This window comes from Streptomyces sp. MAI_2237, from assembly GCF_054189285.1.
Window position 1 is genome coordinate 227,590 of the sequence record NZ_JAJPGQ010000002.1, and the last position, 16,652, is coordinate 244,241.

15 protein-coding genes and 1 pseudogene are annotated in these 16,652 nt (G+C 72.6%); 9 read left to right on the forward strand and 7 right to left on the reverse strand.

What is annotated here, in order from left to right; translation table 11 throughout:
• Positions 1-24: 24 nt before the first annotated feature.
• The 3 genes from LN251_RS05840 to LN251_RS05850 are packed head-to-tail and all read right to left on the reverse strand — an operon-like array spanning position 25 to position 3,543.
• Positions 25-1,020, reverse strand: a complete 996-nt coding sequence (locus LN251_RS05840) for a small ribosomal subunit Rsm22 family protein (RefSeq protein WP_458243427.1) — start codon at positions 1,018-1,020, stop codon at positions 25-27.
• Between the two features lie 34 nt (positions 1,021-1,054).
• The gene (locus LN251_RS05845; protein ID WP_458243428.1) at positions 1,055-2,293 is read right to left on the reverse strand and encodes a serine hydrolase domain-containing protein; all 1,239 of its coding nucleotides are present in this window, start codon (positions 2,291-2,293) and stop codon (positions 1,055-1,057) included.
• Positions 2,245-3,543 carry a multidrug effflux MFS transporter gene (locus LN251_RS05850; protein ID WP_458243429.1) on the reverse strand — a complete coding sequence of 433 codons (1,299 nt, stop codon included), beginning with the start codon at positions 3,541-3,543 and terminating at the stop codon, positions 2,245-2,247. Before LN251_RS05850 ends, LN251_RS05845 begins: the two co-directional genes overlap by 49 nt.
• An 82-nt stretch (positions 3,544-3,625) precedes the next feature.
• On the opposite strand from LN251_RS05850, the gene LN251_RS05855 reads away from it, so the two are divergent.
• Positions 3,626-4,672: a Gfo/Idh/MocA family protein gene (locus tag LN251_RS05855; RefSeq protein WP_458243430.1), complete on the forward strand. Its 1,047-nt coding sequence runs from the start codon at positions 3,626-3,628 to the stop codon at positions 4,670-4,672.
• 100 nt (positions 4,673-4,772) lie between these two features.
• On the opposite strand, the pseudogene LN251_RS05860 reads toward LN251_RS05855, so the two are convergent.
• A pseudogene (locus LN251_RS05860) lies at positions 4,773-4,988 on the reverse strand (alkaline phosphatase D family protein); the annotation flags it as partial.
• 113 nt (positions 4,989-5,101) lie between these two features.
• On the opposite strand from LN251_RS05860, the gene LN251_RS05865 reads away from it, so the two are divergent.
• Positions 5,102-5,860 (forward strand): SDR family oxidoreductase, encoded by a 759-nt coding sequence (locus LN251_RS05865; protein WP_458243431.1) that lies wholly within the window; start codon positions 5,102-5,104, stop codon positions 5,858-5,860.
• Between the two features lie 301 nt (positions 5,861-6,161).
• Here the strand turns inward: LN251_RS05865 and LN251_RS05870 are convergent, their stop codons facing one another.
• Entirely contained in the window at positions 6,162-7,316 is a 1,155-nt protein-coding gene (locus tag LN251_RS05870) for a D-alanyl-D-alanine carboxypeptidase family protein (protein ID WP_458243432.1), read from the reverse strand.
• A gap of 215 nt (positions 7,317-7,531) precedes the next feature.
• Here LN251_RS05870 and LN251_RS05875 point away from each other — a divergent pair, with 215 nt between their 5' ends.
• Both LN251_RS05875 and LN251_RS05880 read left to right on the forward strand, forming a co-directional pair.
• Complete coding sequence (locus tag LN251_RS05875; protein WP_458243433.1) at positions 7,532-9,004, forward strand: ABC transporter permease; 1,473 nt, start codon at positions 7,532-7,534, stop codon at positions 9,002-9,004.
• Positions 9,005-9,087: 83 nt separating this feature from the next.
• Positions 9,088-9,804 (forward strand): ABC transporter ATP-binding protein, encoded by a 717-nt coding sequence (locus LN251_RS05880; RefSeq protein ID WP_458243434.1) that lies wholly within the window; start codon positions 9,088-9,090, stop codon positions 9,802-9,804.
• 28 nt (positions 9,805-9,832) lie between these two features.
• Here LN251_RS05880 and LN251_RS05885 read toward each other — a convergent pair whose 3' ends face one another.
• Complete coding sequence (locus tag LN251_RS05885; protein ID WP_458243435.1) at positions 9,833-10,813, reverse strand: aldo/keto reductase; 981 nt, start codon at positions 10,811-10,813, stop codon at positions 9,833-9,835.
• A 57-nt stretch (positions 10,814-10,870) separates the two neighbouring features.
• Positions 10,871-11,197: a nuclear transport factor 2 family protein gene (locus LN251_RS05890; protein WP_458243436.1), complete on the reverse strand. Its 327-nt coding sequence runs from the start codon at positions 11,195-11,197 to the stop codon at positions 10,871-10,873.
• Between the two features lie 178 nt (positions 11,198-11,375).
• Between LN251_RS05890 and LN251_RS05895 the strand changes: the two genes are divergently transcribed.
• The 5 genes from LN251_RS05895 (at position 11,376) to LN251_RS05915 (ending at position 16,649) form a co-directional block, all read left to right on the forward strand.
• Positions 11,376-11,942 (forward strand): DoxX family protein, encoded by a 567-nt coding sequence (locus LN251_RS05895; protein ID WP_458243437.1) that lies wholly within the window; start codon positions 11,376-11,378, stop codon positions 11,940-11,942.
• Between the two features lie 23 nt (positions 11,943-11,965).
• Positions 11,966-12,340: a MazG-like family protein gene (locus LN251_RS05900; protein ID WP_458243438.1), complete on the forward strand. Its 375-nt coding sequence runs from the start codon at positions 11,966-11,968 to the stop codon at positions 12,338-12,340.
• A gap of 52 nt (positions 12,341-12,392) precedes the next feature.
• Entirely contained in the window at positions 12,393-14,006 is a 1,614-nt protein-coding gene (locus LN251_RS05905) for an AMP-binding protein (protein ID WP_458243439.1), read from the forward strand.
• Between the two features lie 171 nt (positions 14,007-14,177).
• Positions 14,178-15,788, forward strand: coding sequence for an MFS transporter (locus tag LN251_RS05910; RefSeq protein WP_458243440.1), 1,611 nt, complete (start codon positions 14,178-14,180; stop codon positions 15,786-15,788).
• 135 nt (positions 15,789-15,923) lie between these two features.
• Complete coding sequence (locus LN251_RS05915; RefSeq protein WP_458243441.1) at positions 15,924-16,649, forward strand: DUF4232 domain-containing protein; 726 nt, start codon at positions 15,924-15,926, stop codon at positions 16,647-16,649.
• Positions 16,650-16,652 lie beyond the last annotated feature (3 nt).

Consider the following 16,652-nt stretch of genomic DNA (forward strand, 5'->3'; position numbering starts at 1 on the left):
GGGTCGACGGTATCGGCTCGGCGGCTACGGCCGTGCCGCGCGCGGGGGCCAGGAGTCGCCCCAGTCGGCGTCCCGGGCGGCCTTGTACAGGTCGCCGTGCCGCTTGGTGACGGTCGTGCGGCTCAGGCGCTCCTCGGTCTCGCACAGGTCGAGCAGGACCTGCCCCTTGCGGATCTGCGGGCGGCGCACGATGCGGGAGGGGGCGGGGGCGACGGGGAAGCGGGCGGCGGCGACGTAGCTGAACTTCTCGTCCTCGTAGGGCAGTGATCCGCCCTTGACCTTGCGGTGCAGCGAGGAGCGGCTGACCCGGGCGGAGAAGTGGCACCAGTCCTGGCCGGGGACGATCGGGCAGGCGGCGCTGTGCGGGCAGGGGGCGGCGATCCGGAAGCCGGCGCCGATCAGCCGGTCGCGGGCCTCGATGACGCGGGCGTAGCCGGCGGGTGTGCCGGCCTCGACGATCACGACGGCCTGGGCGGCGGAGGCGGCGGCGTCGACGAGGGCGGCGCGGTCGGCCTCGGTCAGCTCGTTGAGGACGTAGGAGACCGTGACGAGATCAGTGCTCTCGACGTTGAGCGCCGCTCCGATCCGAGAGCGCTGCCAACGGGCGTCGCGCAGGTCGGGGTTGGCCGCCGCGAGCTCCTTGCCGAGGGCGAGAGCGGGTTCGGCCCAGTCGAGCACGGTCACACCGCGCGCACCGGGCCAGACGTCGGTGACGGCCCAGGTGGCGGCGCCGGTCCCGCCCCCGACGTCCACCTGGCTGCCGGGCACCCAGTCGGGCACGGCCGCGGCGAACGCGGCGAGGGCCGACCGCACGGCCTCGAAGGTGGCCGGCATCCGGTAGGCGGCGTAGGCGGCGACGTCGGCCCGGTCGCGCAGGATGGGGGCGTCGGTCGGGGTGGCGCCCCGGTAGGTGGCGATCAGCCGCTCGACGGCCTGCGCGGCCTGCCTGGGCGGCAGACCGTCGAGCAGGTCGGCGAGGGTGCCGCGCAGGGTCTCGGCCGGGGATACGGGGGCGTTCACCGGGCGATTCTAAGGCGTCCCCCGGCGACCCCGGTCAGGCGTCCTCAGTCCGTGCGGCGTTTGCGGACGAGGCCCGTTCAGGGCCGACGGGGGTCCGGGACGGAGCCCCCAGCACGGCCCGCGCAACCCGCGTCGCCGCGGCCGCCCGCGGCCCGCTGTCCCCCCGCCGCCGCCTCGGATGCACCGTGTTCCCGAGCAGCACCACGAACGTGTCCGTGGCCGGGTCCAGCACCAGCGACGTCCCCGTGAACCCGGTGTGCCCCGCCGCCCCCCGCCCGGCCAACTCCCCCATGAACCACGCCTGGTCCACCGCGAACCCCAGCCCGGGAGGGTGCAGCAGCAGCTCCACGAAGTCCGGGCCGAGGATGCGCGCGGGCCCGTACGACCCCCCGGCGAGCAGGGTCCGGCAGAAGACCGCCAGGTCCCGTCCCGTGGAGAACAGTCCGGCGTGTCCGGCGACCCCGCCCAGCGCCCAGGCGTTCTCGTCGTGGACGACCCCCCGCAGCATCCCCCGGTCCGCCTTGGCCCAGGGCCGCCGCTGGTCCTCGGTCGCCGCCGCGCCGGGGCAGGGCCCGAAGTCGGTAGCACTCATGCCGAGGGGGCGGGTGATGCCCTCGTGGATCAGGACGTCCAGCGTCCGGCCGGTGATGCGCTCCAGGAGGTGTTGCAGGAGCAGCATGTTGAGGTCGGAGTAGGTGTAGGTGCCGGGCACGATGGGGGCCTCGGCGCGCAGCAGCGCCATCCGTTCGGCGTCGTCGGCGCAGTCGTACAGGGGGAGTTCGGGCCGCAGTCCCGAGGTGTGCGTGAGCAGTTCCCGCACGGTGATCCCGTGCCGGGCCGCCGCGCGGAACTCCGGCAGGTAGGCGCCGACCCGCGCGTCGATGCCGAGGGTGCCGCGCTCGATCTGCTGCACGGCGGCGACGGAGGTGAACAGTTTGGTGAGGGAGGCCAGGTCGAAGGGGGTGTCGACGGTCATCGGCACCCGGTCCCGCGCGGGCAGCTCCACGCCGGTATCGGTGTCGGGGTCGTAGGCGCAGTAGCGCATGGCGAAGCCCGCCGCCTCCTCGACGGCGATCACCGGTCCGCGCCCGGCGACCACCACGACCCCGGCGGCCCAGGGGCGCTCCCCGGCGGTGAGGTCGTGGACCTCCCGGGCGAGGAGGCGCAGCTCCCCGGGGTCCAGGCCGGCCCGTTCCGGGGTGTCGACCCGCAGTTTCGGCGCGCTCAGCTCTCCGCTCCCTCCGCCGTCGCACGGCTGTTCCAGGGACGGCACATTCCCACGAAGCAGGCCAGCGCCACCAGTGCGCCCACCAGTTGGACGACGGCCATCGGGACGGCGGAGTGCTCGCCGGCGATGCCGACCAGCGAGGAGGCGACGGCGCCGATGAGGAAGGAGGTCGTGCCGAGCAGCGCGGACGCGGACCCGGCGGCGTGCCGGGTGCGCATCAGGGCGAGGGCCTGGGCGTTGGGGAGGGTGACGCCCATGGCCGACATCAGCACGAACAGCGCGGCGGCGACCGGCACGAGCCCGGTCTCACCGAAGACGCCCGTCGACATCAGCAGCAGGGCGGTGGCGGCCGCGATGACGACCGCGAGGCCGATCCCGAGGACCTTCTCCAGGCTGACCCGTCCGACCAGGACCTTGCCGTTGATCTGGCCGACCGCGACCAGCCCGACGGAGTTCAGGCCGAACAGCAGGCTGAAGGTCTGCGGGGAGGCGCCGTAGATCTCCTGGATCACGAACGGCGAGGCGGCGATGTAGGCGAACAGCGCCGCGAAGGCGAACCCGCCGGCCAGCATGAACCCGCTGAACGGCAGGTCGGCCAGCAGCCGCCGCATGGAGTGCAGCGCCTCGCCCACTCCCCCGCCGTGCCGCTCGCCGGCCGGCAGCGTCTCGGGCAGCCGCGCCCACACCAGGCCGCCCAGCAGCAGCCCGACGACGGTGAGGACCAGGAACACGCCTCGCCAGTCCGTCACCCGCAGGATCTGCCCGCCGATCAGCGGCGCGACGATCGGCGCGACGCCGGAGACCAGCATCAGGGTGGAGAAGAAGCGGGCCATCGCCACCCCGTCGTACAGGTCGCGTACGACGGCCCGGGCGATGACGATCCCGGCCGCGCCGGCCAGGCCCTGTGCCAGCCGGAAGGCGACCAGGGCCTCGACGGTCGGCGCGAGGGCGCACAGGGCGGTGGCGACGACGTACACGGCGAGGCCGGTCAGCAGGGGCCGTCTGCGCCCCCACTTGTCGCTCATCGGGCCGACCACCAGCTGCCCGAGGGCCATGCCGAGCAGGCAGGCGGTGAGGGTGAGCTGGACGGTGGCGGCGGGGGCGTGCAGGGAGCGGGTGACCTCGGGCAGGGAGGGCAGGTACATGTCCATCGCCAGCGGGGGCGTGGCGGTGAGGCCGCCCAGGACGAGGGTGACCAGAAGCCCGGTGCGGCGCGCGGCGGCACCGGCGGCCGGTTCCGTGTCCGGACCGGCCGCCCGCTGTATGTGGGGTGTCGGTGCGCCCTGCTCGGGCATGCGCCCCTCCCTTTCCGAGTGGTCCGGCACCTATGCTCTCAGCTCGTACAGGGTGCCGGGCGTCACATGAGCGAGGGTGGGCATGACGGCGGAATGCGTGCGGTGGGGGATTCTGGCGACCGGCGGGATCGCCGCCGCGTTCACGGCGGACCTGGTGGACCTGCCGGACGCGGAGGTCGTCGCGGTGGCCTCGCGGTCACAGGCGTCGGCGGAGGCGTTCGCGGAACGGTTCGGGATCGAGCGGGCCTACGGCGAGTGGGGCGCGCTGGCCGAGGACGCGGACATCGATGTCGTGTACGTCGCCACCCCGCACGCGGCGCACCGGGCGGCGGCCGGCTTGTGCCTGGAGGCCGGGCGGAACGTGCTGTGCGAGAAGGCGTTCACCCTGAACGCGCGCGAGGCGGAGGAACTGGTCGCGCTGGCGCGGGGGCGCGGGAGCTTCCTGATGGAAGCGATGTGGATGTACTGCAATCCGCTGGTGCGGCGGCTGAAGGCGCTGGTCGACGACGGTGCGGTCGGCGAGGTGCGGCATGTGCAGGCGGACTTCGGGCTGGCCGGGCCGTTTCCTCCCGCGCACCGGCTGCGCGACCCGCTGCAGGGCGGCGGGTCGCTGCTGGACCTCGGGGTGTATCCGGTGTCGTTCGCGCACCTGCTGCTGGGTGAGCCGTCGGACGTCACGGCGAGAGCGGTGCTCTCCGACGAGGGCGTCGATCTGCAGACCGGAGCACTGCTCTCGTGGGAGAGCGGCGCTCTCGCCTCGGTGCACTGCTCCATCGTCGGCGGCACGGCGACCTCGGCGTCGGTGACCGGCTCGCAGGGCCGCATCGACATCCCGAACGGCTTCTTCTTCCCGGACCGCTTCGTGCTGCACCGGGACGGCCGCGACCCCGAGGAGTTCGCCGCCGACCCGGCCGACGGCCCGCGCAACAGCCTCCGGCACGAGGCCAGGGAGGTCATGCGGGCCCTGCGCGCGGGCGAGACCGAGTCCCCGCTCGTCCCGCTCGACGGCACGCTCGCGGTGATGCGGACGCTGGACGCGATCCGGGAGCGCGTCGGCGTCCGCTACCCCGGCGAGAGCCCCGAAGGGGAAGGCCCGCTGCGGCCGGTGGAGGCCGTCACGCCGGCTTGAGCCCCTGGTCGCCGACCTCCGTCACGAAGGAGGCGGCCGTGGAGATCGGCGCGCCGGTCGTGGTCACGTACGGCACGGTCTTGAAGTCGGCGCGCGCCTGCAGGGTGAAGGGGTCGCCGTCGATGCGGGCCGCGTCCAGGGTGGTGGCGGCTGCGGTGCCGGTGGCCGGCAGGTCGACGGCGAAGGCGAGCGCGGCGGCGGCCGCGGTCAGGGTCAGAAAGCGGCGGCGGCCGAGCTGCCGGGCGGCGGCGCGGACCTCGGGGGTGTGCCACCGCGAACGGCGTGTGGTGATGGTCCTCCAGTCCTCCCCTCGCAGTTGAGGGAGCGGGGCTGTCACCGGCCACGGCCGACACACCTTGTCGGGTGCACAACACCCGGATGGCGGGCGGGCCGGTCCCGGATGCCGGACACTCGCCTACGCTGCCGGGCATGACTGAGACGGGATCGAGGACCGCGGTGGTGACCGGCGCCGGATCGGGGATCGGGCGGGCGGTCGCCGTGGAACTGCTGCGGGCGGGCTGGTCCGTGGCGCTGGCGGGGCGGCGGCCGGAGACACTGGTGGGGACGGCGGAGCTGGTGCCCCAGGGCGCCTGCGTCACCGTACGCACCGACGTCTCGCGGCCGGAGGACGTCACCGCGCTGTTCGCCGCCGCCGTGGAGCGGTTCGGGCGGGTGGACCTGCTGTTCAACAACGCGGGCACGTTCGGGCCGGGCGGGGTGCCGGTGGAGGAGCTGTCGTACGACGCCTGGCGGCATGTGGTGGACACCAACCTCAACGGGGCGTTCCTGTGCGCGCAGGCGGCGTTCCGGCAGATGAAGGAGCAGCGGCCGCAGGGCGGGCGGATCATCAACAACGGGTCGATCTCCGCGCACACGCCCCGGCCGTTGTCGGTGGCCTACACGGCGACCAAGCACGCCCTGACCGGCCTGACCAAGTCGCTGTCCCTGGACGGGCGGCCGTACCGGATCGCCGTCGGGCAGATCGACATCGGCAACGCGGCCACCGACATGACGCAGCGAATGCAGGCGGGCGTCATGCAGGCGAACGGTTCCGTGGCGCCCGAGCCGGTGATGGACGTCGCCGATGTGGCGCGCACGGTGCGGCACATGGCGGAGCTGCCGCTGGAGGCGAACGTGCAGTTCGCGACGGTGTTGGCGACCGCGATGCCGTACATCGGTCGCGGCTGAGCGCCTTCCTGAAGCACCGAAGAACCGTCAACTCCTCAACGTGCACAAACGGAATTGAAGCGTCCGTACCATTGCGGCCGGTCGTGGATCTATGCTCAAATCTCCTACACAAGAGCTTCACACTTGGAGCAGTGAGGTTCCGTAGGCCCAGGCTGCTCGCACGTCTCGCAAGGCCAAACCGAGGGGGGAGGCGGCAGTCGTTCCGCCGCATCGGGTGGGGGTGGATCCCGCGTGACATCGCGGGATACGCACCGGTGCGCGGAACGGCTGCCGCACGCATCTCACCGGCGGCCCCGCCCCGTCAACCGGCGTGTTCGCCCGCGTCCTTGCGTCGCCGGCGCAGCGCCCACGCCCCGCCAGCCAGCAGCGCGACCGTGCCGCCCGCGCCCTCCAGCAGCCGCCAGCCCGAGGGCGAGCCGGAGCCCGCGTCGGAAGCGCCGGCCGCCCCCTGCACCGCCGTGCGGCTCGGCGTGGCCCGGGCTCCGCCCTCGCTCAGCGGCTCGACCAGCCGGCCCACCGCTTCCACCGAACTCCCCCGCCCGAATCCCCAGTCGAGGAGCGCGGCCGTCTCCTCGTAGACCGCGTTGTAGCCGCTCGTGGGATGCATCACCGTCACCAGCAGGGTGCGGCCGCCGCGGGTCGCGGCACCGGTGAAGGTGTTGCCGGCGTGGCTGGTGTAGCCGTTCTTGACGCCGAGCAGCCCGTCGTACGTCTTCACGCCCCACGCGCCCGTCAGCAGGCGGTCGGTGTTCTGTATCTGGAAGGTCTTCTTCCCACCGGCCGGGAAGTCCGCGGTCCTGGTGTGGCAGTAGGCGCGGAAGTCGGCGTTCTTCAGGCCGTGCCGGGCGAACAGGGTCAGGTCGTAGGCGGAGGAGAGCTGGCCCTTGTGGTCGAAGCCGTCGGGGCTGACGACATGGGTGTCGAGGGCCTGCAGGTCCTCGGCCCTGGCCTGCATCTCGGCGACCGTCTTCGCGATGCCGCCGTTCATGTGGGCCAGCACGTGCACGGCGTCGTTGCCGGAGCGCAGGAAGACGCCCTGCCACAACTGCTCGACGGTGTAGGTGATCCCGGGCTTGATGCCGACCAGGCTGGATCCGGAGGGGACGTCGGCGAGGTCCGCGTCGGTCACCTTGTAGCGCTCGGCGCGGTCGAACTTCTTCAGGACCGTGTCGGCGAAGAGCATCTTCAGCGTGGAGGCGGGGGCGAGCCGCCTGTGCGCGTCGCAGGAGGCGAGGACCTCTCCGGTGTCGCCGTCGGCCACGAGCCAGGCGGCGGCGGTGAGCTTCTTCGGCAGCCCTTCGCCCTGGACTCCGGGGCGGGCGAGACGCGCCCCGCCGACGACGGTCGTGGCGTGCGCGGGGGTCGCCGCGGCGACCGGCAGCGCGGCGGCGGCCAGGCCCAGAACGGCACGCCGGGAGAGGGGTGAAGAACCATGCACCCCGGGACCGTACTGCATCTTTCTGAGGGACAGCCCTCGGACCCCCGGGCCACTCAACTGGGGTTTCCTGGCAGGAGCCCCTCTGCTGCCCAGGAATCGCCTGTCTGACGAAAATCTGAGGGCACACGCCGCTTTCTCAGCTGTGACACATCCTTTACTCAGTCCGGCGCAAAGGTTCCTCCCTAGCTTGTGGCAGCGCCCACAGCGGGCGCCAAGAACCTTCGAGGAACGGGATGTTTGGCATCTATCTCAAGCGCGAACTGGGCCGCAGAAAGAAGGCGGCCCTGGTCATCGCACTGGGTCTGGCGCTCGGTATCGCGCTGGTCATCACCGTCGACTCGGTGTCGGCCGGTATGACGCAGGCACAGGACAAGGTCCTCAAGTCGCTCTACGGCCTCGGCACGGACATGACCGTGACCAAGGCGCGGTCGGCCCCCACGGCGGGCAGCTCGCAGGGCCCGAACTTCAAGTTCGACGCGAAGTCGAGCAGCGGCGACAAGCAGAGTTCGGACCGCGTCATGACGCAGGGCGGTCAGGCCCTGTCGTCCTCGCTGGTCGGCAAGGTGGGCGCGCAGAAGGGCGTGGCGAGCGCGGTCGGCGCCCTCACGCTGAACGTCACCAAGGTCGACGGCTCCTTCACCCAGGGCAAGGCCAAGTCCTCCACGTCGTCCTCCTCGGGCTCCCAGCAGCAGGGCGGCCCGGGCGGCGGCACGAGCAGCGGCGGCGGTCAGCCGCAGGTCCAGGGCGGCGGCGCGAACTTCAGCGTCAACTCCTACTCCGTGGCCGGCATCGACGTCACGAACCAGGACCTGGGCCCGCTGGCCACCTCCAAGATCACCTCGGGGACGACCTTCACCTCCGCGCAGACGAACGCGAAGGTCGCCGTCGTCGGCAAGTCCTTCGCCAAGACGAAGAAGTACAAGGTCGGTTCGACCTTCAAGATCTCCGGCACCAAGTTCACGGTCATCGGCATCGCCACGCCCGACAGCGGCGACTCCACGACCGACGTGTTCGTCCCGCTCAAGCAGGCGCAGACGCTGGGCGACGCGAAGAACAAGGTCACCACGATCTACGTCAAGGCGACCGACTCCCAGCAGATCTCGGCCGTGAAGAAGGCGATCCAGTCCCACATCTCCGGGACGACGGTCACCACCTCCGCCGACCTGGCGTCCACCGTCTCCGGCTCCCTGTCCACCGCCTCCGACCTCGCCACCAGTGTCGGCAAGTGGCTGTCGGTCGCCGTGCTGGCCGCGGCGTTCCTGGTGGCGGCGCTGCTGACCTCCGCCGCCGTCTCCCGGCGGGTGCGTGAGTTCGGCACCCTGAAGGCGCTGGGCTGGCCGAGCCGCAAGGTGACCCGGCAGGTCGTCGGCGAGTCCATGGTCAACGGCCTGATCGGCGGCGCCCTCGGCATCGCGCTCGGCCTCGCCGCCGCCTACACGGTCACCGCGATCAGCCCGAAGCTGACCGCGCAGCTCGGCAGCGGCAGCGGTGGCGGCATGGCCGGGCCGGGCGGCGGCCCCGGCGCCGGCCCCGGTCAGCAGTCGGCCTCCAGCTCCATGGAGATCGCCCTGTCCGCCCCGGTCTCCCTGACCACCATCGCGCTCGCGGTGGGCCTGGCGGTCACCGGCGGCCTGATCGCCGGCGCGATGGGCGGCTGGCGCGCCTCCCGCATGCGCCCGGCGGACGCCCTGCGCAGCGTCTCGTAGCCCCCGCCCCCGAACCGGGGCGTCGCCTCCGTACATCCCCCCGGGAGGCGGCGCCCCACCCCTACCTTCCTGTGGAGAAGCCCATGTACAGACTCACCGGCGTCACCAAGCGCTACACGCGGGGCAAGGAGACCGTGGAGGCGCTGCGCGGCGTCGACCTCACCATCGCCGACGGCGACCAGCTCGTCATCCAGGGTCCCACCGGCGGCGGCAAGTCCACCCTGCTGCAGATGATCGGCGGCCTGGACCGGCCGACCGAGGGCAGTGTCGAGCTGGACGGCGTCGATCTGGCCCGCATCAGCGAGACGAAGCTGACCCGGGTGCGCGCCGAGAACATCGGCATCATCTTCCAGTCGTTCAACCTCATCCCGACGCTGACCGCGCAGGAGAACGTCGAGACGGCCCTGGTGCCGCTGGGCGTGAAGCCGGCCGAGCGCCGGGAGCGCGCCGCCGAGGCACTGCGCTCGGTCGGTCTCGGAGAGCGCCTCGGCCATGCCCCCTCGGAGATGTCCGGCGGCCAGCAGCAGCGCGTCGCCATCGCGCGGGCGCTGGTGAAGAAGCCGAAGGTGCTGCTGGCCGACGAGCCCACCGGCAACCTCGACGAGGGCACCCGCGACGACATCATGGCCCTGCTGGAGGGGCTGTGGCGCGAGCACGGGCTGACGTTCGTCATGGTCACCCACGACTCCTCCATCGCCCGCCGCGCACCGCGCCTGGCCACCATCGCGGCGGGGCGGCTGACGCTGACGGAGCAGCAGCCGTACGGCGTGGGGGCGTACGACGGTCAGATCGCCAACTGACCCCGTCCGGCGGGCCCGTCGGGGCCGCTCACCTCCCCAGGATCCGGTCGATCTCGGCCAACTGGCCTGCGGTGAGCGGCCCCTTGGCGAGGGCGCCGGCGTTCTGCTCGGCCTGGGCGACCGACCGGAAGCCGGGGACGGGGACCGTGCGCGGGCTGCGGGCCCAGATCCAGCCGAGGGCGCCCTGGGCGAGCGTGCGGCCGTCGCTGCCGAGGATCTCCCTGATCGCGTCGACGCGGGAGAGCCAGTCGGAGGCGGCTCCCGAGCCCTCCTCGAAGCCCGGCAGCCAGGCCGGCGGCCTGCTGCGGATGTCACCCGCCTCCAGCTCGCCCTGACGCCTGCCCGCCAGCAACCCCATCGCCAGGGGGCTGCGGTTGATGCTCGCCAGGTCCGCCTCCTCGCACAGCGCGAGCATGGCGGGGGCGTCCTGGAAGACGTTCAGCGCGTGCTGGACGGCGGCGCAGTGGGCGCCTTCGGCGAAGACGGCGGCGCGGTCGGGGTCGTCGGTGCTCCAGGCGTAGGCACGGATCAGGCCCTCCCCGACCAACCCCTCGCAGGCGTCGCGGAGTCGGGCGGCCTGTTCGGGGTGGGCGTCGGAGATGTGGAGCTGGTACAGGTCCACGTGGTCGGTGCCGAGGCGGGCGAGCGAGGCGGTGAGCGCCTCACGGACGTACTCCGCCGAGACGTCCGCGCCCTTCAGGGTGCGGGTGGTCTCGTCGAAGACGTTGCCCCACTTGGTGGCGATCACGACCTCGTCGCGCCGCTTGCCGAGGGCGCGGCCGAGGACACGCTCGCTGTGCCCGGCGCCGTAGGTGTCGGCCGTGTCGAAGAAGGTGACTCCGAGGTCGAGGGCGCGGTGGATCGCCCGTACGGACTCCTCGTCGTCGACCTTTCCCCAGCCGAGAGGCTGCCCGCTCGGGTCGGACCACTCACCGCCGATCGCCCAGCAGCCGAAGCCGAGGGCGCTGACCTCCATGCCGCTGCGTCCCAAAGTCCTGTTGGTCTCCATGGGCACAGACGCTAGGAGTTGGAGTGCACCCCAGGGCAAGCCCTTTCACCGGACGTGTCACGCCTGCCCGGTCTCGAACCGGGCGATCCTGCCGTCGTCGGTGACGTCGAAGCTCCAGCGGGTGCGCATCTCGCCCCAGGTGTCGTTGCGGTAGTGGGCGACGAACGCCCGGCCGCCCCGGGACTCGTTGTCCACGTCCAGGTGGCCGTGGGAGGAGAAGATCTCCCGGTCGATCCAGTCGCCGAGGTCGCGGTCGGAGCCGTCGTCCGACATGGTCGCGTCATCGGTGAGCAGGGCCATGAACGCGTCGCGGTCGTGGGCGTTGACGGCGGTGACGAAGGCGCGCACGACCGGGTCGCTGAGTTTGGCCGGTTGAATCGTCATACCGGTCAGACTCACACCGCTCCCCTGCCGCCGCCACCCGAACGGCGGCGCGGAACGGTCTGCCGGGGGCCGGCGATGCGACGGTGAGTACGGGGAGGGGATCGTCCTGTGTCTTGTGCGGAGGGGACTGCCCTGTGTCTGCTGCCATTGTCCGTTCCTGTTCTTCCCGGGAGTCATCGTGACCGCTTTCGACCGACGTGATGTGGGCCTGCTGCTGCTCCGGCTGGGGGCCGGAGGGGTGCTGGCGGCGCACGGCGCGCAGAAACTGCTGGGCTGGTTCGGCGGCCACGGCATCGAGGGGACCGGCCGTTTCATGGAGTCCGTCGGCTATGCGCCGGGCCGGGCGAGCGCCACGGCGGCGGGCCTGGCGGAGGCGGGCGGCGGCACGCTGCTGGCGCTGGGACTGGCGACGCCCGCGGCCGGTGCGGCGGCGGCCGGCGCGATGGCGGGAGCGGCCGCCGTGCACGCCCCGAACGGCTTCTTCAACCAGGAGGGCGGCTACGAGTACGCGGCCACCCTGGGCCTGGCCGCCACCGGCCTCGCGGTCACCGGCCCCGGCCGGCTCTCCCTCGACCACGCCCTCGGCCACGCCCTGGACCGCGGCTGGATGGTCCCGGCGGCACTCGGTGCGACGGCGGCCGTCACGGCGATGGTCGTGGGCGCGCGGAACCGCAGGCTGAGGAAGCCGGAGCAGGACGACTCGGCGGGGCGGTTCGACGCCCAGGAGTCGCTGTCCGGGGAGTGACCCTCCTTTGGGAAGGTGGGCCCATGACCGATCAGCACATCCCCACCCCCTCCCGCCCCTCCTCGCCCTCCTCCCCCGACGTCTGGTCCTCGGTCGACGCCCTGTGGACCTGGCTGGACGGCGAACAACCGCACGGCGGCCAGGAGGGGCTCCTGCTGCGCGTCCTCAAGCTCTCCGAGGAGGTCGGCGAGGTCGCCCAGGCGGTGATCGGCGTGACCGGCCAGAACCCCCGCAAGGGGGTGACCCACACCTGGGAGGAGGTCCAGGGCGAGCTGTGCGACGTGGTGATCACGGCCCTGGTGGCCCTGCGCACGCTCACCCCGGACACCCGCGAGGTGTTCACCCGGCATCTGGAGAAGGTCACGGCACGCTCCCTCGGACCGTCGGCGCCCCGATGACGGGACGTCAAAGTGCCTGTGCCGCAGGTGACTTGCGCCGGATACTGACGCCATGATGGCGACGTCGTACCAGCAGGGCGCATCCGACGAGGAACTGCTCGGCGAGACCGTGGGGGCGCTGCTGCGCCGGGCGGCAGGGCTGGCGCCGGACACGGTCGCCCTGGTCGAGGGCGTACCGGAGCCCGCCGAACGGCGCAGATGGACGTACGCTGCCCTCCTCGACGAGGCCGAGCGCGCGACCCGGGCCCTGCTCGGCCGGTTCTCGCCCGGCGAGCGGGTGGCGGTGTGGGCGAACAACATCCCGGAGTGGGTGATCCTCGAACTCGCCGCCGCCCTCGCGGACATCACGCTCGTCACGGTCAACCCGGCGCTGCGCGCGGCGGAGTTGCGGCACGTACTGGGCCACTCCCGGGCGAGCGGCGTCTTCCTGCGCCGGGAGTACCGCGGGAACCCGATGGCGGCGACGCTGGACGAGATCCGCGCCGACCTGCCCGGCCTGCGCACGAGCGTGCTGTTCGAGGACTGGGCGGAGTTCTGCGCCGAGGGCTCCCCCGGCCTGGCGCTGCCGGAAGTCGCGTCCTCGTCGCCGGCCCAGATCCAGTACACCTCGGGCACGACCGGCGTACCCAAGGGCGTGGTGCTGCACCACCGGGGCATCACCGACAACGCGCGCCTGGCCTACGTCCGCACCTTCGGTCTGCGGCCCGGCGAGGCCGCGCTCAACCCGATGCCGCTGTTCCACACCGCGGGCTGCGTGCTGGCCACCCTGTCGGCGATCGCCGGTCTCGGCACGCAGGTGCTGCCGCCGTACTTCGACCCGGGGCTGATGCTGGAACTCACCGCGTCCGAACGGCCTGTCATGACCGGCGGTGTGCCGACCATGCTCCTGGCCATGCTGGAGCACCCGGCGTTCCCCGAGAGCGACCTCTCCTCGTTGCGCTTCGTGCTGTCGGGCGGCGCCACCGTGCCGCCCGAGCTGGCCCGTCGGGTCGAGCAGGCCTTCGGCGTGCCGATGGCGGTCGTCTACGCCCAGACCGAGGCCTCCCCGGCCATCACCATCACCCGACTCGACGACACCCCGTACGACCGCACCCACACGGTCGGCAGGCCGCTGCCGCGGACCGAGGTGAAGATCGTGGACGCGTCGGGCGCGGTCGTGCCGTCGGGCGTCACCGGGGAGCTGTGCACCCGCGGCTACCACGTCATGACCGGCTACCTGGACGCCCCGGACCACACGGCCGCCGCCGTGGACGCCGACGGCTGGCTGCACACCGGCGACCTGGCCTCGATGGACGACCGCGGGTACTGCCGCATCGAGGGCCGTCTGAAGGACATGATCATCCGAGGTGGCGAGAACATCTACCCCCGCGAGATCGAACAGGTCCTCGCCACCCATCCCGCGGTCGCCGAGGCCGCCGTCGTCGGGCTGCCGGACCCGGTCTGGGGCGAGGGGGTCGCCGCCTTCGTCCGCCGCGCCCCGGGCGGCCGAGTCGGCGAGAAGGAGCTCTTCGACCACGTCCGCGCCCAGCTGGCCCCGCACAAGACGCCCCGCACCTGGGTGTTCGTCGACGCCTTCCCGCTGACGGGCTCGGGCAAGATCCGCAAGACCGCACTGCGGGAGGCGTACGTCGCGGGGCGGCTGCCGGAGTCGACCGGGGGCGAGTGACGGGCCTCTGAGGCGGGTTTCCGCAGCTGAAGGACGTACTGCACGTTCTTCGCGGGCACCCGTGTGTGCGGATATTGGGCAACTCATTGACCGGTGTAGAAAATCTGCCTACATTCGCAGCGTTTCCCGGCGCCGCCCCGTCCCCGTCCTCCGCTCGAAGGGGAGCCCCCCGTGTCCACCGAAACCCGCACCCAACCCGACGGCACCGCCACCGAACCGGCATCCGGCGGACTGCCCGTCGGCACGCTGGTGGCCGGCTGTTTCGCGGTCTGCCTGGCCCAGATCGCCCTCGCCATGCCGGCCACCCTCAACGGTCTCTTCCAGGAGGACCTGCACCCCGTCGGCTCGCAGCTGACCTGGATCTCGGACGCGTTCCTGCTGCCGGTATCGGTGCTGGAGCTGACGTTCGGCGTCCTCGGCGACCTGTTCGGCCGCAAGCGGCTGCTGGTCGGCGGCGGCGGGCTGCTCGTGCTCGGTGAGGCGCTGGCCGCCGCCAGCACCGGCATCCATGTCCTGTGGCTGGGCCAGGCCATCGCCGGCCTGGGCGCGGCCGCGCTGTTCCCGACGTCGCTCGCGATGATCGCCGCCGGCACGCACTCGGCCCGGGACCGGGCCCGCACCATCACCCTCTGGGCCGCCGCCCTGTCCAGCGGCGGCTTCGTCGCCCCCGTGCTGGGCGGCATCACCGGCGACTACGGTTCCTGGCGCTGGGCGTTCATCGTCGTCACCGGTCTCGCCGTGGTCAGCACGCTGCTCAGCCAGCTCTTCGCCCGGAACTCCAGTGCCCCGGAGGGCCGTTCGCTCGACCTCGCCGGTCAGGTCACCATCGGCGTCGGCATGTTCGCGCTGCTCTACGCGGTGATCCAGGGCCCCGCGGACGGCTGGACCGCGACACCGGTGGTGATCGCGTACGTCGTCGCCGTGGTGTTCGTCGGCCTGTTCGTGGTGGCCGAACTGCGCTCCGACGCACCGCTGTTGCGTCTCGACCTGTTCCGCAACAGGGCGTTCGCGGTGGCGTCGTTCGTCGCGGTGGTCGGCATGTTCAGCTACCTCGGCACCGCGTACGCCACCAGCATCCGGCTCGGTCCGATCCAGCACCAGAGCCCGCTGCGCGGCTCGTTCGCGTTCATCCTGCTCAACGCCTGGACCCTGCTGCTGATGCCGCTGATCTCCCGGCTGCTGGAGCGGGTCAGCGCGCGCTGGGTGCTCGGCGCCGGTCTGGGGCTGATGGCCGCCGGTGACTTCGTGGCCGCCACCCTCTCGGTCCACGACCGCGCCCTGACCTCGCTGATCCTGCCCATCGGCCTGGTCGGCATCGGCTTCGCGCTGACCGTCTCCTCGATCACGGCGACCGCCGTCAACACGGTCGAGGTCCGCTACGCCGGTATGGCCAGCGCCTCCACCAGCCTGCTGCGCGACTTCGGCTTCACGCTCGGCCCGGCGGTCATCGGCGCGATCGCGCTCAGCCGCGCCGCCGACGAGTTCACCCGAAAGCTCGCCGCCTCCGACCTGTCCGCCCAGGCCAAGGCCGCGGCGGCGCAGGTCGCGGCGGAGGGCGGCCCGCTCGCCTCCAACTCGGTCCCGCCGGCGTCCCCGCCGGGCGGCGGGGTGCCGATCGCGCTGGAGGCGCTCGGCAACGGCTACGCGATCGGGTACGTCGTCTGCGGCATCGCCGCCCTGGCCTGCTGCCTGCTCAGCGTGGTCGCGCTGGGCGGCAAGGGCGACGAGGACGCGACGGTGGGCATCGTCAAGGAGGAGGAAGCGGCGGCGACGGCGGTCTGATCGGCGGTCCGACCTGCGTTGTGTCACCGCTGCGTCACAGGTGACCCACAGGGGAAACCCGTCGCACCCGAGATCGGTCTCCCTCGGCGAAAGCCGGCGGAGACCGGCTCGTGCGAACCGACCTCGGGGGACCCCATGCATCACGTCGACACTGTCCGCAAGGCCGCGCTGGCGGTGGCCGCGCTCTCCGCGACGCTGGCGATGACCGCCTGCCAGCCGGGGGACTCCACGTCCGGCACCGGCGGCTCCTCAGCGACGCCCAGCGCCTCGGCGCCCGCCTCCTCCACGCCGGGCTCCGCCTCCTCGGCGCCGCCCGCGACCGCCTCCCCCGCCTCCCACTCCAGCTCCGGCACGGGTACCGGCACCGGCACGGGTACCGGCACCGGTTCGGGCTCCGGCTCCTCCTCGGGTACGTCGGTGAAGACCTGTGCGGCGACCGCCCTGGACGTCACCGCCCACCAGGCCGCCAACCGGCCGGTCGGCACCGGGACGGGCGCGGCGGTCTTCGAGTTCACCAACACCTCCAAGCAGACCTGCGTCCTGCAGGGCCACCCCACGGTGGCCGGTGCCGGCAACGGCTCCCCGCAGCACAACGCCCCGCTGAAGGTGACGCCCACCGGCACCGCCACCCAGGTCAAGCTGGCCCCCGGCGGCAAGGCGTGGCTCAAGCTGACCTTCGTCCAGGTCCAGGGCGAGGCCGACGGCTACTGCAAGTCCGGCGCCACACCGACGACGTACCCGACGATGGTGATCGGTCTGCCGGGCGCCGGTGCCCACCAGGTCGCCCTGGACGACGGGGTGTTCGCCGAGTGCGACAACACGGTGACGGCCACCGCGGTGTCGGGGGCGGCGCTGTCCTGACCC

Coding starts and splice junctions, on each gene's coding strand:
- LN251_RS05850 (WP_458243429.1), bottom strand. CDS start 3,543: ATGCCCGAGCAGGGCGCACCGACACCCCACATACAGCGGGCGGCCGGT.
- LN251_RS05855 (WP_458243430.1), top strand. CDS start 3,626: ATGACGGCGGAATGCGTGCGGTGGGGGATTCTGGCGACCGGCGGGATC.
- LN251_RS05865 (WP_458243431.1), top strand. CDS start 5,102: ATGACTGAGACGGGATCGAGGACCGCGGTGGTGACCGGCGCCGGATCG.
- LN251_RS05870 (WP_458243432.1), bottom strand. CDS start 7,316: ATGCAGTACGGTCCCGGGGTGCATGGTTCTTCACCCCTCTCCCGGCGT.
- LN251_RS05875 (WP_458243433.1), top strand. CDS start 7,532: ATGTTTGGCATCTATCTCAAGCGCGAACTGGGCCGCAGAAAGAAGGCG.
- LN251_RS05880 (WP_458243434.1), top strand. CDS start 9,088: ATGTACAGACTCACCGGCGTCACCAAGCGCTACACGCGGGGCAAGGAG.
- LN251_RS05885 (WP_458243435.1), bottom strand. CDS start 10,813: ATGGAGACCAACAGGACTTTGGGACGCAGCGGCATGGAGGTCAGCGCC.
- LN251_RS05890 (WP_458243436.1), bottom strand. CDS start 11,197: ATGACGATTCAACCGGCCAAACTCAGCGACCCGGTCGTGCGCGCCTTC.
- LN251_RS05900 (WP_458243438.1), top strand. CDS start 11,966: ATGACCGATCAGCACATCCCCACCCCCTCCCGCCCCTCCTCGCCCTCC.
- LN251_RS05905 (WP_458243439.1), top strand. CDS start 12,393: ATGATGGCGACGTCGTACCAGCAGGGCGCATCCGACGAGGAACTGCTC.
- LN251_RS05915 (WP_458243441.1), top strand. CDS start 15,924: ATGCATCACGTCGACACTGTCCGCAAGGCCGCGCTGGCGGTGGCCGCG.